This window comes from Microbacterium sp. LB12 (assembly GCF_037150835.1).
Lineage (GTDB): Bacteria > Actinomycetota > Actinomycetes > Actinomycetales > Microbacteriaceae > Microbacterium.
Genome location: NZ_JBBCPF010000005.1, coordinates 185,833 through 205,840, shown reverse-complemented (window position 1 = coordinate 205,840; position 20,008 = coordinate 185,833). Strand labels below are relative to the sequence as shown.

At 70.3% G+C, this 20,008-nt stretch carries 19 protein-coding genes and 1 riboswitch; of the genes, 11 read left to right on the top strand and 8 right to left on the bottom strand.

Annotated features, from left to right (window positions below):
- Nucleotides 1-16: 16 nt before the first annotated feature.
- From WFM69_RS11170 to WFM69_RS11135, 8 genes are all read left to right on the top strand, one after another.
- Nucleotides 17-1,486 (top strand): fumarylacetoacetate hydrolase family protein, encoded by a 1,470-nt coding sequence (locus WFM69_RS11170; protein WP_337004623.1) that lies wholly within the window; start codon nucleotides 17-19, stop codon nucleotides 1,484-1,486.
- Complete coding sequence (locus WFM69_RS11165) at nucleotides 1,483-2,166, top strand: GntR family transcriptional regulator (protein WP_337004621.1); 684 nt, start codon at nucleotides 1,483-1,485, stop codon at nucleotides 2,164-2,166. The genes WFM69_RS11170 and WFM69_RS11165 overlap by 4 nt, the downstream gene beginning before the upstream one ends.
- Nucleotides 2,163-3,659 (top strand): 5-carboxymethyl-2-hydroxymuconate semialdehyde dehydrogenase, encoded by a 1,497-nt coding sequence (gene hpaE / locus WFM69_RS11160; RefSeq protein WP_337004619.1) that lies wholly within the window; start codon nucleotides 2,163-2,165, stop codon nucleotides 3,657-3,659. Before WFM69_RS11165 ends, hpaE begins: the two co-directional genes overlap by 4 nt.
- Nucleotides 3,660-3,690: 31 nt before the next feature.
- Nucleotides 3,691-4,857 carry a 3,4-dihydroxyphenylacetate 2,3-dioxygenase gene (gene hpaD / locus WFM69_RS11155; protein ID WP_337004617.1) on the top strand — a complete coding sequence of 389 codons (1,167 nt, stop codon included), beginning with the start codon at nucleotides 3,691-3,693 and terminating at the stop codon, nucleotides 4,855-4,857.
- A 9-nt stretch (nucleotides 4,858-4,866) separates the two neighbouring features.
- Nucleotides 4,867-5,652, top strand: a complete 786-nt coding sequence (locus WFM69_RS11150) for a fumarylacetoacetate hydrolase family protein (protein WP_337004615.1) — start codon at nucleotides 4,867-4,869, stop codon at nucleotides 5,650-5,652.
- Nucleotides 5,637-6,437, top strand: a complete 801-nt coding sequence (locus WFM69_RS11145) for an HpcH/HpaI aldolase family protein (protein ID WP_337004613.1) — start codon at nucleotides 5,637-5,639, stop codon at nucleotides 6,435-6,437. The genes WFM69_RS11150 and WFM69_RS11145 overlap by 16 nt, the downstream gene beginning before the upstream one ends.
- Before the next feature lie 61 nt (nucleotides 6,438-6,498).
- On the top strand, nucleotides 6,499-7,221 hold the full coding sequence (locus WFM69_RS11140; RefSeq protein ID WP_337004611.1) for a DUF6882 domain-containing protein: 723 nt from the start codon (nucleotides 6,499-6,501) through the stop codon (nucleotides 7,219-7,221).
- A 131-nt stretch (nucleotides 7,222-7,352) separates the two neighbouring features.
- Entirely contained in the window at nucleotides 7,353-8,441 is a 1,089-nt protein-coding gene (locus WFM69_RS11135; protein WP_337004609.1) for an N-formylglutamate amidohydrolase, read from the top strand.
- A 45-nt stretch (nucleotides 8,442-8,486) separates the two neighbouring features.
- On the opposite strand, the gene WFM69_RS11130 is transcribed toward WFM69_RS11135, so the two are convergent.
- From WFM69_RS11130 to WFM69_RS11105, 6 genes are all read right to left on the bottom strand, one after another.
- The gene (locus WFM69_RS11130; protein ID WP_337004607.1) at nucleotides 8,487-9,275 is read right to left on the bottom strand and encodes an ABC transporter ATP-binding protein; all 789 of its coding nucleotides are present in this window, start codon (nucleotides 9,273-9,275) and stop codon (nucleotides 8,487-8,489) included.
- A complete protein-coding gene (locus tag WFM69_RS11125) occupies nucleotides 9,272-10,093 on the bottom strand; it encodes a siderophore-interacting protein (protein WP_337004605.1) in 822 nt (273 codons plus the stop codon). Before WFM69_RS11125 ends, WFM69_RS11130 begins: the two co-directional genes overlap by 4 nt.
- On the bottom strand, nucleotides 10,093-11,115 hold the full coding sequence (locus tag WFM69_RS11120) for a FecCD family ABC transporter permease (RefSeq protein ID WP_337004603.1): 1,023 nt from the start codon (nucleotides 11,113-11,115) through the stop codon (nucleotides 10,093-10,095). Before WFM69_RS11120 ends, WFM69_RS11125 begins: the two co-directional genes overlap by 1 nt.
- Nucleotides 11,112-12,152: a FecCD family ABC transporter permease gene (locus WFM69_RS11115; protein WP_337004601.1), complete on the bottom strand. Its 1,041-nt coding sequence runs from the start codon at nucleotides 12,150-12,152 to the stop codon at nucleotides 11,112-11,114. The genes WFM69_RS11120 and WFM69_RS11115 overlap by 4 nt, the downstream gene beginning before the upstream one ends.
- Nucleotides 12,149-13,135: an ABC transporter substrate-binding protein gene (locus WFM69_RS11110; protein ID WP_337004599.1), complete on the bottom strand. Its 987-nt coding sequence runs from the start codon at nucleotides 13,133-13,135 to the stop codon at nucleotides 12,149-12,151. Before WFM69_RS11110 ends, WFM69_RS11115 begins: the two co-directional genes overlap by 4 nt.
- 85 nt (nucleotides 13,136-13,220) lie before the next feature.
- The gene (locus tag WFM69_RS11105) at nucleotides 13,221-13,985 is read right to left on the bottom strand and encodes a helix-turn-helix transcriptional regulator (protein ID WP_337004597.1); all 765 of its coding nucleotides are present in this window, start codon (nucleotides 13,983-13,985) and stop codon (nucleotides 13,221-13,223) included.
- Nucleotides 13,986-14,088: 103 nt separating this feature from the next.
- Between WFM69_RS11105 and WFM69_RS11100 the strand changes: the two genes are divergently transcribed.
- Nucleotides 14,089-14,643, top strand: coding sequence for a hypothetical protein (locus tag WFM69_RS11100; protein WP_337004595.1), 555 nt, complete (start codon nucleotides 14,089-14,091; stop codon nucleotides 14,641-14,643).
- A gap of 92 nt (nucleotides 14,644-14,735) precedes the next feature.
- On the opposite strand, the gene WFM69_RS11095 is transcribed toward WFM69_RS11100, so the two are convergent.
- Together WFM69_RS11095 and glyA are read right to left on the bottom strand one after the other, a co-directional pair.
- Nucleotides 14,736-15,614, bottom strand: a complete 879-nt coding sequence (locus WFM69_RS11095; RefSeq protein WP_337004593.1) for a bifunctional methylenetetrahydrofolate dehydrogenase/methenyltetrahydrofolate cyclohydrolase — start codon at nucleotides 15,612-15,614, stop codon at nucleotides 14,736-14,738.
- Nucleotides 15,611-16,885: a serine hydroxymethyltransferase gene (gene glyA, locus WFM69_RS11090; RefSeq protein ID WP_337004591.1), complete on the bottom strand. Its 1,275-nt coding sequence runs from the start codon at nucleotides 16,883-16,885 to the stop codon at nucleotides 15,611-15,613. Before glyA ends, WFM69_RS11095 begins: the two co-directional genes overlap by 4 nt.
- Nucleotides 16,886-16,922: 37 nt before the next feature.
- A riboswitch (ZMP/ZTP riboswitch) is annotated at nucleotides 16,923-17,007 on the bottom strand.
- A 110-nt stretch (nucleotides 17,008-17,117) separates the two neighbouring features.
- Between glyA and WFM69_RS11085 the strand changes: the two genes are divergently transcribed.
- Together WFM69_RS11085 and nagA are read left to right on the top strand one after the other, a co-directional pair.
- The gene (locus tag WFM69_RS11085) at nucleotides 17,118-18,629 is read left to right on the top strand and encodes a family 20 glycosylhydrolase (RefSeq protein ID WP_337004589.1); all 1,512 of its coding nucleotides are present in this window, start codon (nucleotides 17,118-17,120) and stop codon (nucleotides 18,627-18,629) included.
- Nucleotides 18,626-19,801, top strand: coding sequence for an N-acetylglucosamine-6-phosphate deacetylase (gene nagA, locus WFM69_RS11080; RefSeq protein ID WP_337004587.1), 1,176 nt, complete (start codon nucleotides 18,626-18,628; stop codon nucleotides 19,799-19,801). Before WFM69_RS11085 ends, nagA begins: the two co-directional genes overlap by 4 nt.
- Nucleotides 19,802-20,008 lie beyond the last annotated feature (207 nt).

The window sequence follows — 20,008 nt, the reverse complement described above, 5'->3', positions numbered from 1 at the left end:
CGCGAGGAGGCGCCCCGTGACGGACCCGATCAGCCGACCCGGCAAGATCATCGCGATCCATCTGAGCTACGCGTCCCGCGCCGACCAGCGCGGCAGGCGCCCCGCTGCCCCCTCCTACTTCTTCAAGCCGGCGAGCTCGGTCGGCGTCTCCGGCGGCGCGGTCGAGCGGCCCGCCGGTACCGAACTCCTCGCTTTCGAGGGCGAGATCGCGCTCGTGATCGGCACGGCCGCGCGGCGCGTGTCGCTCGACGAGGCGTGGGCGCACGTCGGCGCGGTCACCGCCTCGAACGACCTCGGACTGTACGACCTGCGGGCGAACGACAAGGGCTCGAACGTCCGCTCCAAGGGCGGCGACGGGTACACGCCGCTCGGTCCGCAGCTCATCGACGCCCGCACCGTCGACCCCACCGCCCTTCGGGTGCGGGCCTGGGTGAACGGCGAACTCCGACAGGACGACACCACGGCCGGGCTGATCTTCCCGCTCGCCCAGCTCGTGGCCGACCTCTCCCAGCACTTCACGCTCGAGCCGGGCGACGTCATCCTCACCGGCACTCCCGCGGGCTCCTCGGTCATCGTGCCCGGCGACGTCGTCGAGGTCGAGGTGGATGCTCCGGATGCACCCGGTGCCCCGACCTCCGGCCGCCTGATCACCACCGTGACGCAGGGTGAGGTGCCGTTCGACGGCGACCTCGGCTCCCTCCCCGCCGTCGACGACCTGCAGCGCACCGAGGCGTGGGGCTCCCGCGAGGAGGCCGGCCTCCCGCCCGTCGAGACGACGCCGCTGCTGTCCGACGACCTGCGTGCGCTGCTGCTCGAAGCCCCCACCGCCGGGCTCTCCGCACAGCTGCGCAAGCGCGGACACCACTCCTGCTTCATCGACGGCGTCGCGGTGAACATCCCCGGCCGCAAGATCGTCGGCACCGCCAGGACGCTGCGCTTCGTGCCGTTCCGCGAAGATCTCTTCCGGAGCCACGGTGGCGGCTACAACGCCCAGAAGCGCGCGTTCGATGCCGTGGAGGACGGCGAGATCATCGTGATCGAAGCCCGCGGCGATGCCACGACCGGCACACTCGGCGACATCCTCGCCCTCCGCGCGAAGACCCGCGGCGCCGCCGGTGTCGTCACCGATGGTGGCGTGCGCGACTTCGACGCCGTCGCCGAGATCGGCCTGCCCGTCTTCTCGCAGGGCGCGCACCCGTCCGTGCTCGGCCGCAAGCACGTGCCGTGGGATGTGGACGTCACCATCTCCTGCGGCGGGGCGACCGTGCAGCCCGGCGACATCATCGTCGGCGACAGCGACGGTGTGATCGTGATCCCGCCCGCGCTCGCCGCGGAGGTCGCCGCCGATGCCGTCGCGCAGGAGATCGAAGACGCCTGGATCGCCGAGCAGGTCGCCGCCGGGCATCCGGTCGACGGACTGTTCCCGATGAACGCCGAATGGCGCGCCCGCTACGAGGCCGCCATCGCCGACCGGAGTGCGCGATGACGATGACCGCCGCGAGCAAGTCCGAGGTCGCGTACGAGTGGATCCGCTCGCGCATCACGGCGCGCATGTTCAGCCCCGGTTACCGCCTCGTGCTCGGCTCGATCGCCGAGGAGCTGCAGATGAGCGTCGTGCCGGTGCGCGAGGCGATCCGTCGGCTCGAGGCCGAGGGGCTCGTGACGTTCGAGCGCAACGTCGGCGCACGCGTGACGCTCGTCGACGAGAGCGAGTACGCCCACACCATGCAGACCCTCGGCGTCGTGGAGGGTGTGGCGACCGCGCTGTCGGCGCCCCTGCTCGATGAGGATGCGCTCGACGAAGCCGCCCGCATCAACGACCGCATGGCGCAGATGCTCGACCATCTCGACGCCCATGCGTTCACCGAGCTCAACCGCCAGTTCCACTCCGTGCTGTTCGAGCCGTGCCCCAACCCGCACCTGCTCGACCTCGTGCACCGCGGCTGGTCGCGGCTCTCCGGCATCCGCGACTCCACGTTCGCGTCTGTTCCCGGACGCGCCCAGCACTCGGTCGAGGAGCACACCGAGATCCTCGAGCTCATCCGGGCGGGGGCCGATCCGCTCGAGATCGAACTCGCCGCCCGCAACCACCGTTGGCGCACGAGGGACGCGTTCCTCGATGCGCTGCACACCCGTACCGCTCACGTTCCAGGAGGACTGTCATGACCGACTCGCGCATCCCCGCCGATCTGCCCGACCACATCCAGCACTACATCGACGGCGCCTTCGTCGACTCGGTCGACGGCGACACGTTCGACGTGCTCGACCCGGTCACGAACCAGACCTACACGACCGCCGCCGCGGGCAAGAAGGCCGACATCGAACTCGCCGTCGCCGCCGCGAAGCGCGCATTCGATGAGGGCCCCTGGCCGCGGATGCTCCCCCGCGAGCGCTCGCGGGTGCTGCACCGGATCGCCGACATCGTCGAGTCCCGTGATGCCCGCCTCGCCGAGCTCGAGTCCTACGACTCCGGTCTGCCGATCACGCAGGCACTCGGCCAGGCCCGCCGCGCGGCCGAGAACTTCCGCTTCTTCGCCGACCTGATCGTGGCGCAGTCGGACGACGCCTTCAAGGTGCCCGGCCGCCAGATGAACTACGTCAACCGCAAGCCCATCGGCGTCGCCGGGCTCATCACGCCCTGGAACACCCCGTTCATGCTCGAGTCGTGGAAGCTCGGTCCTGCGCTCGCGACCGGCAACACGGTCGTGCTCAAGCCGGCCGAGTTCACGCCGCTGTCGGCTTCGCTGTGGGCGGGCATCTTCGAGGAGGCCGGTCTCCCCCAGGGCGTCTTCAACCTCGTGAACGGCCTCGGCGAGGATGCGGGCGACGCGCTGGTGAAGCACCCCGACGTGCCGCTCATCTCCTTCACCGGCGAGAGCCGCACCGGGCAGATCATCTTCGGCAACGCCGCGCCGTTCCTCAAGGGTCTGTCGATGGAGCTCGGCGGCAAGTCGCCTGCTGTGGTGTTCGCCGACGCCGACCTCGAGGCCGCAGTCGATGCGACCATCTTCGGCGTCTTCTCCCTCAACGGCGAGCGCTGCACCGCCGGATCGCGCATCCTCGTCGAGCGCTCGATCTACGAGGAGTTCGTCGAGCGCTACGCCGCGCAGGCGAAGCGCGTGAAGGTCGGCTACCCGCACGACCCGGCCACCGAGGTCGGCGCGCTCGTGCACCCGGAGCACTACGACAAAGTCATGTCGTACGTCGAGATCGGCAAGTCCGAGGGCCGTCTGCTCGCCGGTGGCGGTCGCCCCGAGGGCTTCGACGAGGGCAACTTCGTCGCACCGACCGTGTTCGCCGATGTCGCCCCCGACGCCCGCATCTTCCAGGAGGAGATCTTCGGCCCGGTCGTCGCGATCACGCCGTTCGACTCCGACGAGGAGGCGCTGTCGCTGGCGAACAACACCAAGTACGGCCTCGCGGCGTACATCTGGACGAACGACCTCAAGCGCGCGCACAACTTCGCCCAGTCGGTCGAGGCGGGCATGGTGTGGCTGAACAGCAACAACGTGCGCGACCTCCGCACCCCGTTCGGCGGCGTGAAGGCCTCGGGCCTGGGGCATGAGGGCGGCTACCGCTCGATCGACTTCTACACCGACCAGCAGAGCGTGCACATCACGCTCGGCGGCGCACACAACCCGACCTTCGGCAAGAACTGACACACCCGCACGGACGAGCAAGGACGCTGACATGACCGACAAGACCGCCAAGACCCTGACCTCCTCGGGCTACTACGTGAGCCAGGAGGCGCCGATCCAGTCCGACAACCCCGTCGCGACGCCGAAGAGCACGCCGCCCGACATCCTGCGCTGCGCGTACATGGAGATCGTCGTGACCGACCTGGCCGCGTCGCGCCAGTTCTACGTCGACATCCTCGGCCTGTACGTGACCGAGGAGGACGACGAGGCGATCTACCTCCGCTCCACCGAGGAGTTCATCCACCACAACCTCGTGCTCCGCAAGGGCCCGATCGCCGCGGTCGCCGCATTCTCCTACCGGGTGCGCTCGGCGGAGGACCTCGACCGGGCCGTCGCCTTCTACACCGAGCTCGGCTGCGACGTGCGCCGCAACGAGAACGGCTTCGTCAAGGGCATCGGCGACTCGGTGCGCGTGGTCGACCCGCTCGGCTTCCCGTACGAGTTCTTCTACGCCACCGAGCACGTCGAGCGCCTCTCCTGGCGGTACGACCTGCACACGCCCGGCGAGCTCGTGCGTCTCGACCACTTCAATCAGGTCACGCCCGACGTGCCCCGCGCCGTGCGGCACTACCAGGACCTCGGCTTCCGCGTGACCGAGGACATCCAGGACGACGAGGGCACCGTGTATGCGGCGTGGATGCGCCGCAAGCCCACCGTGCACGACACTGCGGCCACCGGCGGCGACGGACCCCGCATGCACCACGTCGCCTTCGCGACCCACGAGAAGCACAACATCCTCGCGATCTGCGACAAGCTCGGCGCGCTCCGCCGCTCCGACGCGATCGAACGCGGCCCCGGCCGTCACGGCGTCTCGAACGCCTTCTACCTGTACCTGCGCGACCCCGACGGCCACCGCGTCGAGATCTACACGCAGGACTACTACACCGGCGACCCCGACAACCCCGTCGTCACGTGGGACGTGCACGACAACCAGCGCCGCGACTGGTGGGGCACCCCCGTCGTGCCCTCCTGGTACACCGACGCCTCGCTCGTGCTCGACCTGGACGGCAACCCGCAGCCCGTCATCGCGCGCACCGATTCCAGCGAGATGGCCGTGACGATCGGCGCCGACGGCTTCTCCTACACGCGAGCCGACGAGGGCGAGAACTCGATGCCGGAGTACAAACAGGGCGAGTACAAACTGGGTCACCAGCTCTAGGAGGCACGGATGCTCTCTGACGAGACGATCACGCAGATCGCGGCGGAGCTCGCCGACGCGGACCGCACGCACGGGGTGATCCCGCGGATCACGGCACGCTGGCCCGAAGCGACGGTCGAGGACTCCTACGCGATCCAGGGTGTGTGGCGCGACTCGCAGATCGCGGCGGGCCGTCGGCTCGTCGGCCGCAAGATCGGCCTCACGTCGAAGGCCATGCAGCAGGCGACCGGCATCACCGAACCCGACTACGGCGTGATGTTCGATGACACCGTCTACGAATCCGGCGCCGACATCCCCGTCGACCACTTCTCCAATGTGCGCATCGAGGTGGAGTTGGCCTTCGTGCTGAAGCAGCCCCTCGCAGGCCCGGACTGCACACTGGAGGATGCCCTCGCCGCGATCGACTACGCCGTACCGGCGCTCGAGGTGCTGAACTCGCACATCGAGCTCGAGGGCCGCACGATCGTCGACACGATCAGCGACAACGCCGCCTACGGCGCGATGGTGCTCGGCACGGTGCGCAAGCGCCCGGACGAGATCGACCTGCGCTGGGTGCCCGGCGTGCTCTCCCGCAACGGCGAGATCGAGGAAACCGGGGTCGCCGCCGGCGTGCTCGGCCACCCCGCCACCGGCGTCGCGTGGCTCGCGAACAAGTTCCACCAGCACGGCGCGCGTCTGGAGGCGGGCGAGATCATCCTGGCAGGATCGTTCACACGCCCGATGTGGGTGTCGCGCGGCGACGAGGTGCTGTGCGACTACGGACCGATGGGAACAATCGCATGCCGCTTCGTCTAGCCCCGTCCTTCCGCGAACAGCTCGCGGATTCCGACCACGCGTTCGTGGGCATGTGGGTGTGCTCGGGCAGCCCGCTCATCGCCGAGGTCGCCGCCGGATCGGGCCTGGACTGGCTGCTCATCGACATGGAGCACTCGGCGAACACGCTCGAGTCGGTGCTGCTGCAGCTGCAGGCCGTGGCCGCCTATCCGATCACTCCGCTCGTGCGCGTGCCGTCCAACGACCAGGTCGCGATCAAGCAGGTGCTCGACCTCGGCGCGCAGAACCTGATCGTCCCGATGGTGTCGTCCGCTGAGGAGGCGCGTGCCGCGGTCGCCGCGACCCGGTATCCGCCCGAGGGTGTGCGCGGAGTGGGCAGTGCCCTCGCCCGCAGCGCTCGCTGGAACCGCGTCGACCGCTACCTGCAGGACTCCGCGCAGCACACCTCTCTGACCGTGCAGATCGAGACGACCGCGGGTGTCGAGGCTGCCGCCGAGATCGCCGCGGTCGACGGCGTCGACGCGGTCTTCGTCGGCCCGTCCGACCTGTCCGCCTCCATGGGCCTGCTCGGCCAGCAGACGCACCCCGAGGTCGTCGCGGCGGTCGAGGGGGTGTTCGCCGCCGTCACGGCAGCGGGCAAACCCGTCGGCGTCAACGCGTTCGACCCCGCTGCCGCGGACGCCTACCTCGCCGCGGGTGCCGAATTCGTGGCGGTCGGCGCCGACGTCGCGCTCCTCGCCCGGGCGTCCGAAGCGCTGACCGCACGCTTCCTCGGTGCCGATGGCAGCGCACGCGCCAGCTACTGATCCGCTCGACGAGATCCGCGTGAACTAGCGGATTCATAGCATTCCCCGCGAGACTGTGGGCATGACCTTCGCCGCGCTCCAGCCCCTCGCCGACCGTGCCGCCCTCTTCGTCGCGCTGCGACAGGACGCCCTCTCCGCCGCCGCCGACGCTCTCGGCGAGCACCGGTGGGACGCCGATATGGCCGCCGGCACGCTGACCTTCACGGCCAATGCCGACCCGTCGCGTCAGCTCGTCACCCGCGCGCACCTGATCGCGACGATCGCCCCCGGACCCCGCTCGCTGCTGTGGGCGTGGGCGCACCCGAGCGGCGATGCGCAGGGCGTCGCGGCGCAACTGCACGCCTACGGCGCCGAGCACGGCATCGTCGAGCTGACCACGGCCGAGGTGCCGTTCCCCGCCGATGCCGCGGCAGACGACGAGTGGATCGCGCAGGCCGCCCACACGATCGGCGGTGTGGCCGTCGAGCTGACCGGACGCGCGCCGTACTACTCCGCGCCGGTCGGCAACGGCACCCGTGCGGTGTTCCTGCTCGACGCGCCGCTCGCACCGCTCACGGTGGCCGACGCGGTCATCGCGCTCCCCCGGGTGCTGTCCGGTCTCGCGCTCCCCGACGCGCGGACGGCCGTGTGGGATCTGGCCCGACTCGCCGGCTGGACGCTGTCCTGGACCGACGAGGCCTTCTCCGGGGCCACGGTGGTCGACGCCTCCGGCACCGCGACGTTCCGGTTCGACGACCAGGCCCGCATCAGCGGCATCGAGAGCTCGCTGCACGCACAGGGCTGATCGGGCACGCAGAACTTCGCAGAGACGCAGAAACGTCGCAGAGATCCTGGAGATTCCTGCGACGTTTCCGTCGTCTTGCGAAGTTCCGAGAGGGCTGACCGTGCGGGAGTGCCCGCGGCTACCATGACCCCATGAGCGACCTCGACCTGATCCCGGCTGGACACACCTTCACGGCGCAGGAGATCACGGTCTTCGCCGACAGCGACAACAGGACCCTCGACGAGGCGATCGCCGAAGCCGACGTGCTGGTGAGCGCCCCGCATGCCGGCGCGCGCATTCCCGAGGAGCTCGTCCCGTTCCTCTCGCCCGCGCTGACCCGTCGACTGCAGTACGACTTCACCGACGTCGCCACCGACGCGATCGTGCGCGAATGGGCCCGCAACGACCGCCGCATCGTCGCCGTCATCAACCCGCATCCGCGCCTGGTGCGCGACCCGAACCGTGCGCGTCCCGCCGACATCGCCGCCGACCTGACCGAGGCGATCGCACGCACCCGGGCCGCAGGGCCTTGGCAGAAGGTCGATCTTGCCGGCGTCGATGCGATCCGTCCGGTGACGTTCTCGTTCTTCCCCATCCTCGACGTGCCGGAGGACGACGCGGAACTCGACCGACTCGTGCACACCTTCGTGGAGGTCGGCGAGCGCGGGCTGGGCGTCTACGAGAGCACCCGCGATGCGTTGACCGAGCGTTTCGTCGCGGAGAAGCTCCGCACCGGCGGGCAGTTCACGCGCCTGTCGGTCCACGACACCATGAACACCACCACGACGCGCGACGGCGCCGTGAGCGTGACCCGTGCCCCGGAGGACCGGCTGCCCGCGGTGGTCGCGCTCTCGAACCGCGGCGACGCCCGGGGCGATGAACGCGACCCCGCCGATCCGCCCACCATGGATCCGGAGCGGCTGCGCGCACTCGCGGACGCGCACCGCGCGGGATTCCGCGTCGAGCAGCCCGACGAGGTGGCGCTGAACACGCCGTATCTGGGCAGCCAGGAGATCCGTGCGGCCGGAGTCCGTTTCCGCGAGCTCGCCGACCGCGCCGCAGAGGCCGCGCTCACCCTCGACGCGGTGCAGGCCGAGTTCCTGCGCGAGTACCTGCTCGGGCCTGCCGCCGTGGAAGAGCTCCACCGCCCCGGCACCGAGTGGATCACGGAGGACCCCGTGCACGTGCGGGAGGTCGCCGCGGCCTGCCAGCGCGCCTGGGACCTGTACCGGGCGCTCTGAGCCGAACGGGCGGCGAGATCGCCTCGCCCGGACCCCCGGGTACGATCAGCGGCGTCGCGGGATGATCAACGGCGTCGCGGTCTCCGGATCCGGGATGACGGTGCAGTCGAGGTCGAACACGCCCGCCATCACGTCGGGCGTGAGCACCTCTGCGGGCGTTCCCGTGCGGAGGATCGCTCCGTCACGCATGGCCACGATCCGATCCGCGTAGCGGGCTGCCTGGTTCAGGTCGTGCAGAACGGCGACGATCGTGGTCCCGTGCTCCCGATTGATGGCACGGAACAGATCGAGCATGTCGAGCTGGTGCGTGATGTCGAGGAACGTCGTCGGCTCGTCGAGCAGCAGCACGTCGGTCTCCTGCGCGAGCGCCATCGCCAGCCAGACCCGCTGACGCTGCCCGCCGGAGAGCTCGTCGATCGGGCGCTCCGCCAGCTCCTGCACGGAGGTGCGCTCCATGGCGTTGCGGACCGCCTGCTCGTCCGCGTCGCTCCACCCGGAGAAGGCACGACGGTGCGGGTAGCGGCCTCGTGCGATGAGGTCGGCGACGCGCATGCCGTCCGGCGCTTCCGCGGACTGGCTCAGCAGGCCGAGCTCGCGCGCCAGCTCTTTCGCCCCGCGCGTGCGGATGTCGCGGCCGTCGAGCAGCACCGATCCGGCGAGCGCGGGCAGCAGTCGGGCGATCGTGCGGAGGAGAGTCGATTTGCCGCAGGCGTTCGGTCCGATGATCGCGACGAACGAGCCCCGATCGATCGACAGATCGAGGCCCACCGAGATCGGCGCGGCGTGCGGATACCCGGCGGTGAGACCGCGGATGTCGAAGGTCGTATCGGTCACAGCCCGTTCCTCGTCAGCAGCTCGTCGACCCGGTCCCGCTGGGTCTCGTCGTCTTCGCCGCTCTCCCAGATCTGCGCGATCCGCTGCTCCAGTCCCGGCTTCCGGTCGAACTCGGCACTCCAGCGCTCCGCGTCCCGTCGCCAGTACCCCATGGTCATGTAGCGCGAGGTGGGCCACCCGAGCGTGTGCCTGACGTGTCGCCGCACGTCTCGCATGAGCCCCGACTCCCCCGAGAACCAGAGGTAGGTCGCCGGCTGCGGGGCCGTCGTCTCCGCGACGATCGCGGCGAGCATCTCGCCTGCGGCGACCCAGCGCACCACGTCGTCGTTCCGGAACGGGAAGGTCTGCTCGTCCGCCGGATCGTCGACCGAGAGGATGGCGCACACGGGCGGCGCGGATGCCGTGCGCTCCTCGAGGATGCGTCCGATCGCGGGCAGAGCCGTCGCATCGCCGACGAGCACCACGCGCTCCGTCCCCTCCGGTGGCGCATAGTGTCCGCGGGCCGAGTCGAAGCCGACGCGGTCCCCCGGTTTCGCCGCACGAGCCCACCCGGTCGCCGGCCCGTGCGCGTGCACGACGAAGTCGATGTCGAGCTGGCTCTCCTCCGCCCGCCACTCCCGGACCGAGTAGTAGCGCTTCACGCCGCGCCCGTCGGGGGTCGGCAGCCACAGCCCGAAGAACTCGTCGGGGCGCCCGCTCGACACGAAGCTCCGCCCCTCCGCATCCCGCACATCTCCGAGCGTGATGCGCAGCATGTGCGGGGTGACGGTGGTGCGGGCCACGACCTCGGCCGTGTAGACGGGGGCATCGGTGCGCATCAGCGCCTCCTTCGATTCGCGCCGGAGAGCATCCAGGCGAGGTAGAGTCCGCCGATCCCGATGGTGACGAGTCCGGTGGGGAGCATGGTCGGTGCGAACAGTCGCATGGCGAGGAGGTCGCTCAGCACGAGCAGCACGGCGCCGGTCAGGGCGGATGCGGCGAACGGGATGGGACCGCTGCGCCACAGGCGTCGCGCGATCTGCGGGGCGGCCAGCGCGATGAAGGCGAGTGGTCCGGCCGCGGCGATGGTGACGGCGAGCAGCACCACGCCGACCAGCATGGCGGTCAGCCGCAGCCGCATGGGGTGCACGCCGAGCGAGGCCGCACGGTCCTCGCCCAGCTCGTAGAGCGCGAGTGCCGGACGCAATGCCGCGATCACCGCGGCGCCGAGCAGGAGGGTCCCCAGCATCACCGGGATCCATCGACCGTCGATGCCGTTCAGCGACCCCGCGCCCCAGATGGCGGCGCTGCGAGATACCACGTCGTCGGCCGCGAGCTCGATCATGGTGTTCACCGCGCCGAGCATGGCGGTGAGGGCGATGCCGACGATGATCAGGCGGGTGCCGCTCGCACCGCGCCAGGCCACGAGGGCGAAGACGAGAGCGGCCGACAGGATGCCGCCGCCGATCGCACCGACCGTGAGGGCGAGGGTGCTCACCGACCCGCCGACGATCACGACCAGGGCGCCCGTGTATGCACCCGCGGAGAATCCGAGGATGTCGGGGCTGCCGAGCGGATTGCGCGTGACCACCTGGAACAGCGCACCGGAGAGCGCGAGCATCGCGCCGATCGCCGCGCCGAGCACGACGCGCGGCAGCCGCCATCCGAGCACGATGAGCCGCGTGCCGGGCTCTCCGCCGCCGAACAGTGCCATGAGCGCGTCCGGGGCCGACACCGGAGCGTCTCCGAGGGTGAGCCCCGCGATGCCCAGCACGAGCAGTGCGACGGTCGCGACGACCCAGATGATGATGCGGCGGCGGCGCGTGGACGGCGGCACGGCGACGACCGAGCCGACGATCACGAGGGTGCTCCGTCGGCCTGCACCCGGCGCGACAGCACGAGGGCCACGAGCACCGGCGCACCGAGGAAGGCGGTCATCACGCCGACCGGGATCGAGCGCGGGGCGATCAGGATGCCGCCCAGCACGTCGGCGACCAACAACAGGATGGGGCCGGCGAGAACGCTGTAGACGAGCAGGCGGCGGGTGTCCGGCCCGAAGACGGCCCGCAGCGCGTGGGGCACGAGGAGCCCGACGAACGCGATCGGCCCGGCCGCGGCCGTCGCTGCTCCGCAGAGCACGGCGATCGCGATGAACCCGCCGATGCGCACGGCTCCGACCCGTCCGCCGAGCGCACGGGCGGTGTCCTCCCCGAGCGCGAGGAGCCCGATGCCCGGGGCGAGCAGCACCACGAGCAGAAGCCCGGCGCCGACCACCGCGAGGGTGAGGACGGCGGCGTCGAGCGAGCGTCCGCCGAGCGCACCGGCACCCCACAGCCGCATCGCCTGGTACGACGCGGGATCGATCAGGCTCAGTGCCGAGGTCGCTGCCGACAGCACGGCCGCGACCGCGACGCCGGTCAGGGCGAGCCGACCGATCGAGGCGCCGCGTCCCACTCCGCCGATGAGTGCGACCACGGCACTGGCGATCGCGGCGCCGGCGAACGCGAACCACATCGTCGCGCCGAAGTCGCCGACGTCCAGCACCACGATGGCGATGGCCACCGCGAGGGAGGCCCCAGCGTTCACGCCCAGCAGCCCCGGCTCGGCGAGCGGGTTGCGCGTCAGCGTCTGCATGATCACACCCGCGACGGCGAGTGCCGCGCCGGCCGCGATCCCGATGAACGTACGCGGCAGGCGCACGTCCCGCACGATGAGGTCCGCTTCGGTTCCTGTCGGGGCGGTGAGTGCGGCGAGGAGTTCTTCGGGCGACAACGTGCGCGGCCCGACCGCGATGCTGACCCCGATCGCGGCGATCAGGAGCAGCAGCACGATCGGGAGGACGATCGCGTCGGACGGACGGCGGACGCGCCGCCGACCGTCCGTGGCGAGTCCGGTCACTGCGACAGCGGCTCGAGGACCTTGGCCGTGAGCTCGTCGATCCACGCCTCGGCGCTGCGGTAGTCCGTGACGCTCGTCGAGAGCCCGTAGACGCGTCCCGACGTCGCGATGTCCAGCTGCTGGAACAGGCTGCTGTCGATCACGTCCTGAATCGCGGGCATCATCGTGCCGTCCGGGTTCTCGAAGGTGAGGCCGACCGTGACCCCGTCCAGAATCGTGCCGATCTGCTCCAGTGAGAACGAGGCGTAGCCGAAGCCGCCCTCGTCCTCGAGCGGGATGCCCTTCCCGTAGGCGAGCCCCATCTCGTTGACGATGAGGTTGCCCGTCGCGCCGGTCGGGAGCTGGATGGAGAACTGCCCCGCCTCGTCGCCGAGCGAGAAGTTCGCCCAGGTGTTGGCGGAGATGACGTCGGCGTACTGCTCCTTCACCTCGTCGCGGCGCGCCTCGTACGAGGCCTTCGCCTCCGCCCAGGTGTCGTGCGCACCGAGCGCCGTCGCCAGGTCCTCGGTGAGCGTCTGCCAGTCGCCCCGCTCGTCGCCGCCGACGATCACGGTCGGCGCGATCTCGCTGAGACGCGTGAACGTGGCCTCGTCCACCTCATAGGCATCTCCCACGATCACGTCGGGGGCGGCACCGGCGAGGGCTTCGAAGTTGATCTCGCCGTAGGTGCCGACGGCGGTGGCGTCGGCGATGTAGGCCTGCTGATCCTCGGTGTACGTGTCGATCCACTGCGTGTAGTCGATCGTCGCGATCACGGGCACGTCGAGGGACATCACCTGCCACGGGGTGTCATACGACACGGCGGCCACGCGCTCGGGCGCGGCGGGAACCGTCACCTCCCCGTACACGGTGTCGACGACGACGGTGTCTCCGCTCGCGGCGTCACCACCGGACGATCCGGCGGAGGCACACGCGGTGACGGCGAACAGGGGGACGATGACGGCTGCTGCGAGCGCGGCTCGCAGGCGCGGTGATGGGCGCACAGGTTCTCCAATTAAGGCAAGGGTTACCTAATTATGTCGCGCCGTCGTGCCCGGTTCGATGGCGATAGTTGCGCCGATCGGTCGACTATGCGCGCGAATCGGTCACCGAGCCGTGCGTGCGCGCGAACGTGCGTGGCGAGACGCCCGCCCGCCTTCGGAACGCGGCCGAGAACGCGGCGAGCGATTCGAAGCCCACAGCCCGGGCCGTGCGTCCCACCTCGGTCCCGTTCGCGAGCATCGACATCGCCAGCTGGAGACGCAGCTCCGCCCGCCAGCGCGAGAAGGTCATCCCGGTCTCCGCCGCGAACTGCCGCATGAGGGTGCGCACGCTCACGGAGGAGTGCGCAGCCCAGGCGTCGACGGTGCGACGGTCTGCGGGGTCGGCGATGAGCGCATCGGCGACCGCGCGCAGCCACGGACTCGTCGGCGTGGGCAGCCCGACTCCCGTCTCGCGCGAGTCGGCGAGCAGGTCGAGTGCGAACGCCTCCGCGCGCGCCCGTCGCGCCGGGTCGGTGTAACGCACCAGCTCCGCGAGCACGCGGTCGAGCAGCGGAGGCACCGTGGTCACGACCACCCTGCTCGTGAGCATCGCCCCCGCGTCCGGCTCGAACCACGTGCATCGCATGCTGTTGCCCGGAGCCGCGGTCACCTCGTGCACGACTCCGGCCGGGATCCAGATGCTCGTGCCGCGCGGGGCGATGTAGACCGCGTCGGGAGTGACGACGGTGACCGACTGGCTGATCGCGGAGAGCAACTCGTGATCGTCGTGCGAATGAGCCTCCCAGTGCGCACCGTCGGCCGTGGTCAGGATGTCGATCGAATCCAACAGCGGATCGAGGTCGATCGTCATGACGTCTCCCGGGGCGCGGAGGGGGTGGCAGGGTCGCCGGGGTTCAGTTTACGGCGGCGAGATCGCCTCGCCCGGACCCCCGACGATGTGGGATTCTGGTCGCATGAAGAACGGAATCGTCCGGTTCGTCGCCCTCTACGTGTTCAACGTGGCGGTGCTGCTCCTGATCGGCCTGCTCCTGCCCGGCGCCTCGGTCGGATGGAATGCGCTGTGGGCATCCGTCGTCCTGACCCTCGCCACCCTGTTCGTGAAGCCCCTGCTCTCCCGGGCGTTCCGCAAGTCCGCCGCGAAGTCGGCCGCCGACCGGACGAAGGCCGGTGAGAAGGTCGTGCAGTACGTGCTCGTCTACCTCGTCGAGCTCATCGTGTGGGTGCTGACCGTGTGGTTGAGCGGTGTGCGGGTGTCCAGCTTCTGGGGCTTCGTGCTCCCGCCGATCGCCCTGCTCACCGGGTGGATGATCTACGACCGGATCGATGACCGCCTGCACGCCAAGGTCGGCGAGATCTACGACTCCGCGCAGGCACGGGTGAAGAGCGGCGCGCAGTCTTCCGCCGCCGCGTCACCTGCGCCGGAGACTCCCGAGACCGCCGCCGCTCGCGAAGAGCTCAAGGACGGCCTGACGGCGGAGCAGCGCCGCATGCTCGACGAGCTCGGCTGACCGAGCGAGAACTTCGCAGAAGCGCAGAAACGTCGCAGGAATCCCGGGGATCCCTGCGACGTTTCTGTCGTTGTGCGAGGCTTCGGCGCGGGTCAGACGAGCCGTTCCGCCGCCTCCACCACGTTGGTCATGAGCAGGGCGACCGTCATCGGGCCGACACCGCCGGGGTTCGGGGAGAGGTATCCCGCCACCTCCGCCACGTCGGGGGCGACGTCGCCGAACACCAGGCTCTTGCCGGTCTCGTCGTCGGTCTCACGGGTGACGCCGACATCGAGCACCGCGGCGCCCGGCTTGACGTCTTCGGCACGGATGAGGTGCTTCACCCCGGCCGCGGCGACGATCACGTCGGCCTCACGCAGGTAGCGGCCCATGTCGACCGTTCCCGTGTGCGTGAGCGTGACCGTGGCGTTCAGGTCGCGACGCGTGAGCAGCAGACCGATCGAGCGGCCGATCGTGACTCCGCGCCCGACCACCACGACGTGCTTGCCCTTGAGGTCGTAGTCGTTGCGGAGCAGCAGTTCGATCACACCCCGCGGCGTGCACGGCAGCGGGGTGTGGATCGGCCCGTTGACGTTCAGCACGAGGCGCCCGAGGTTCGTCGGGTGCAGACCGTCGGCGTCCTTTGCCGGATCGATCCGCTCGAGGATCGCGTCGGTGTCGAGGTGCTTCGGCAGCGGCAGCTGCACGATGTACCCGTGGCAGGCGGGATCGGCGTTGAGGTCGTCGATCAGCGCCTCGACCTCGGCCTGTGTGGCATCGGCCGGCAGCTCGCGCTGGATCGAGTTCATCCCGATGCCCTCGGACTGCCGGTGCTTCATCCCCACGTAGAGCTGCGACGCCGGGTCGGCGCCCACCAGCACGGTCGCGATGCCCGGGGTGATGCCCTTGGCCTTCAGCGCGGCGACCCGCTCGGTCAGTTCGGCACGGATCGCCGCGGCTGCGGCCTTGCCGTCGAGGATCTTCGCGGTCACTGCTGCAGGTCCGGGTAGAGCGGGAACGCGGCGGCCAGGGTGTCGACGCGGGCACGCAGCGCGTCCACGTCGGCGCCCGGGAGCAGCGCGAGCGCGATGATGTCGGCCACCTCTGTGAACTCGGCGTCGCCGAAGCCGCGGGTCGCGAGCGCCGGGGTGCCGATGCGCAGACCCGAGGTGACCATCGGCGGACGCGGGTCGTTCGGGACCGCGTTGCGGTTCACGGTGATGTGGATGTCGTGGAGGAGGTCTTCCGCCTGCTTGCCGTCGATCTCGGCGTCGCGCAGGTCGACCAGCACGAGGTGCACGTCGGTGCCGCCCGAGCGCACCGCGATGCCGGCGTCCTTCACGTCCTGCTGCGAGAGACGCTCGGCGATCAGCTTCGCACCACGCAGCACGCGCTCCTGGCGCTCCTTGAACTCCGGCGTGCCGGCGAGCTTGAACGCGGTGGCCTTGGCGGCGATCACGTGCATGAGCGGACCGCCCTGCTGGCCGGGGAAGACCGCGGTGTTGATCTTCTTGGCGAGCTCGGGGTCGTTGGTGAGGATGAAGCCCGAGCGGGGGCCGCCGATCGTCTTGTGCACGGTCGAGGAGACGACGTGTGCGTGGGGCACCGGGTTCGGGTGCAGCCCGGCGGCGACCAGGCCGGCGAAGTGCGCCATGTCGACCCAGAGGAGTGCGCCGACCTCATCGGCGATCTCGCGGAACGCCGCGAAGTCCATGGTGCGGGGGTAGGCCGACCAGCCGGCGATGATGACCTTCGGCTTGTGCTCGATCGCGAGACGACGCACCTCGGCCATGTCGATCGTCGAGGTCTCGGGGTCGACGCCGTAGGCGACGATGTCGTAGAGGCGTCCCGAGAAGTTGATCTTCATGCCGTGCGTGAGGTGGCCGCCCTGGTCGAGGGACAGGCCGAGGAGCGTGTCGCCGGGCCGGGCGATCGCGTGCAGGACCGCGGCGTTCGCGGAGGCGCCGGAGTGCGGCTGGACGTTCGCGAACTCGGCGCCGAACAGGCTCTTCGCCCGCTCGATCGCCAGCGACTCGGCGACGTCGACCTCTTCGCACCCGCCGTAGTAGCGGCGACCCGGGTATCCCTCGGCGTACTTGTTGGTGAGGACGGACCCCTGCGACTGCAGCACCGAGACCGGCACGAAGTTCTCCGAGGCGATCATCTCGAGGAAGGTCTGCTGACGCTTCAGCTCGCGATCCAGGACCTGGGCGATCTCCGGGTCGACCTCGGAAAGCGGGGCGTTGAAGTAACGGTCGGTCATGACGTGCTCCTTTGACAACGGATTCGAAAGGGGTGTTCCTATCGGCCCAGGCGCGCGGTCGAATTCCGTGGTCAGTCGCTCCCCGGTGGTAGTCCACCCAGACGCCAGTCGCGACGGTTACGAGCATAGCCGATGCACACGGCATCGAACGCGGGCACTCCCCCGCGACCGGCACAGAATCGATTCGACATCCACCATTCCGCTGGACGACTGCGACGGGTAGGTTTTGTTCATGGTCCTTCCTCATCCTCTTCCCCTCGTCCCCGTGCCCGTCTCCGCCGTCGCACGAGAGGCACGGATGCCGATCACCGCGACGACGCGCGTGCTCGGCTCCTCGCCCGCCGTGGCCCTGCTGATCGAGGCGATCGAGAGCCGCACCGGCCTCCGCCTCTCCCCCGTCGAGACGGCGCCCGCCGACATCGAGCTGATCATCGACGCGGAATCCTCCGCCCCCGAGGGCTACACGCTGGAGATCGGCGACCGCGCGGTCATCGTCGGCGCCGACGAGGCCGGCGTCTTCTACGGCGTCCAGACCCTGCTGCAGCTGCTGCGACAGGACGACGACGGCTGGTCGCTGCTCGGCGCCGATATCGCCGACTCCCCGCGCTTCGCCCGGCGCGGCGTCATGCTCGACGTCGCGCGGCACTTCTTCGGCGTCGACGACGTGAAGAGGTTCATCGACAGCACGAGCGCCCTCAAGTTCAACCACCTGCACCTGCACCTCAGCGACGACCAGGGCTGGCGCGTGCACATCGACTCCTGGCCGCGGCTCACCGAGCTGTCGTCCGCGACCTCGGCGAACGGCGACCCCGGCGGCTTCTACACGAAGGACGACTACCGCGAGATCGTGGCGTACGCGGCCGCCCGGCACATGATCGTGATCCCGGAGATCGACCTCCCCGGACACACCCACGCGATCGGCGTCGCCTACCCGGAACTCGTCGAGGCTCCCGTGCTCAACGACAATCTCGTCGCCGACTCCGAGCGCCTCGGTCAGCCACTCCCCGTCGCGGGCGAGACCTACCTCGGGTGGGGCGTCGGGCACTCCAGCGTGCGCATTCACGAGGAGCGCACCTACGACTTCGTGCGCGATGTGGTGCGCGAGCTTGCTGAGATGACCCCCGGCCCCTACATCCACATCGGCGGCGACGAGTCCCTCGGCACCCCGCAGGCCGACTTCGACCTGTTCGCGGAGCGGGCGACCGCGATCGTCGTGGAGGCGGGCAAGACTCCCGTCGCCTGGCACGAGATGGGCTCGGCGGCGAACATCGCCGAGGGCACCGTGGGGCAGTACTGGGGCAAGACCACGCCGGAGGGCACCCACGCCGAAGAGGCCGAGCACTTCGTCGCGCGCGGCGGCGCGCTGATCATGTCGGCGGCCAACGTCACGTACCTCGACATGAAGTACAGCGAGGACTTCCCCCTCGGGCTCACCTGGGCCGCGATCATCGACGTCCGCTCCGCCTACGAGTGGGAGCCGACCGCCGTCCTCGATGTGCCGGACACCGCGATCCTCGGTGTCGAGGCCCCGTTGTGGTCGGAGACGACCCGCACCCTCTCCGAGGTGGAGCAGCTGGTCTTCCCGCGGGCCGCAGCACAGGCCGAGATCGCGTGGTCGCCGAAGGAGGGTCCGGAGCGCGCCTGGGAGTCGTTCCGCGTGCGGGTCGGCTCGCTCGCCCCGCTGTGGAAGGCTGAGGGGGTCGATTTCCACCCCGCATCCGAGATTCCCTGGAGCGCACGTTGAGCACCCATTCCTCCGCGACAGGTTCGCTGGTCATCCACTCCGCCCGGATCATCGACCGCGGTGAGATCGTCGAGGACGGCTGGGTCCGCATCGAGGACGGCCTCGTCGCCGCACGTGGTATCGGAACGGACTGGGCGGCGGCCGACGAGGTCGTGGATGCGACCTCCGTCGCCGGGCCCGGCGCCCTGCTGACGCCCGGCTTCATCGACATCCACGGGCACGGCGGTGCGGGTGCGGCCTTCGACGACGGTGTGGATGCGATCCGCACCGCACGCGCGCTGCACCGCGAGCACGGCACCACACGCGCGGTCGTCTCGCTCGTGACGGCCTCCCTGGACTCACTCGCGCAGAGCGTGGCGCTCATCGCCGAGCTGACCGAGACCGACGCCGACATCCTCGGGTCGCACCTCGAAGGACCGTTCCTCGACCCCGGCCACCACGGCGCGCACGAGCCGTCCCTGCTGCGGCACCCCGCCGCCGCGGACGTCGCCCGCCTGCTGGAAGCCGGCCGTGGCACGATCCGTCAGGTCACGATCGCCCCCGAGTTGCCGGGCGGGCTCGAGGCGATCCGCCAGATCGTGGCCGCCGGGTCTGCCGCCGCCGTGGGTCATACCGACGCGGACGCCGAGATGACGGTCGCCGCGTTCGACGCCGGAGCCTCGATCCTCACGCATGCGTTCAATGCCATGCCCGGCATCCACCACCGCGCTCCGGGGCCGGTTCTCGCCGCGGCGGCGGATCATCGCGTGGTGCTGGAGGCGATCGCCGACAACGTGCACCTCGACCCGCACGTGATCAAGCTGGTGTTCGACGCCGCCCCCGGTCGGGTCGCCCTGATCACGGACGCGATGGCGGCGGCGGGAAGCGCCGACGGCCACTACGACCTCGGCGCCGTGAGCGTGACGGTCGAGAACGGCGTGGCCCGTGCCGATGACACCGGGTCGATCGCCGGATCGACGCTGACGCAGGACGTCGCTCTCCGGCGGGCCGTCCAGGCGGGAGTGGCGCTCGCCGATGCGGTCACGGCGCTCACGGAGACTCCGGCGCGGGCGATCGGCCGCGACGCCGCGCTCGGCGCTCTGCGCCCGGGCCTGATCGGCGATGCCGTGCTGCTGGATGCGGAGCTGCGCGTCGCACGCGTGTGGTCGGGTCCACGGCTGCACGTCTTCTAGAAGGACGGCTCGGCGAGCGACGCGCAGCTCTGCGCTCTCCGGTCATGCGTGGGTGAGGGATGGGAGGCCGCCGTTCCCCAGATCGGCGGCCTCAGTCCCCCCTCGAGAGATGGGGGGCCGGGCACTCCTCCCCCGAGGCTCCCGAACCGCCCTCCTGGTGCAGTTACCCCCCGCACCAGCGCCTGGATCCCGCCCCCCGGTGGGATC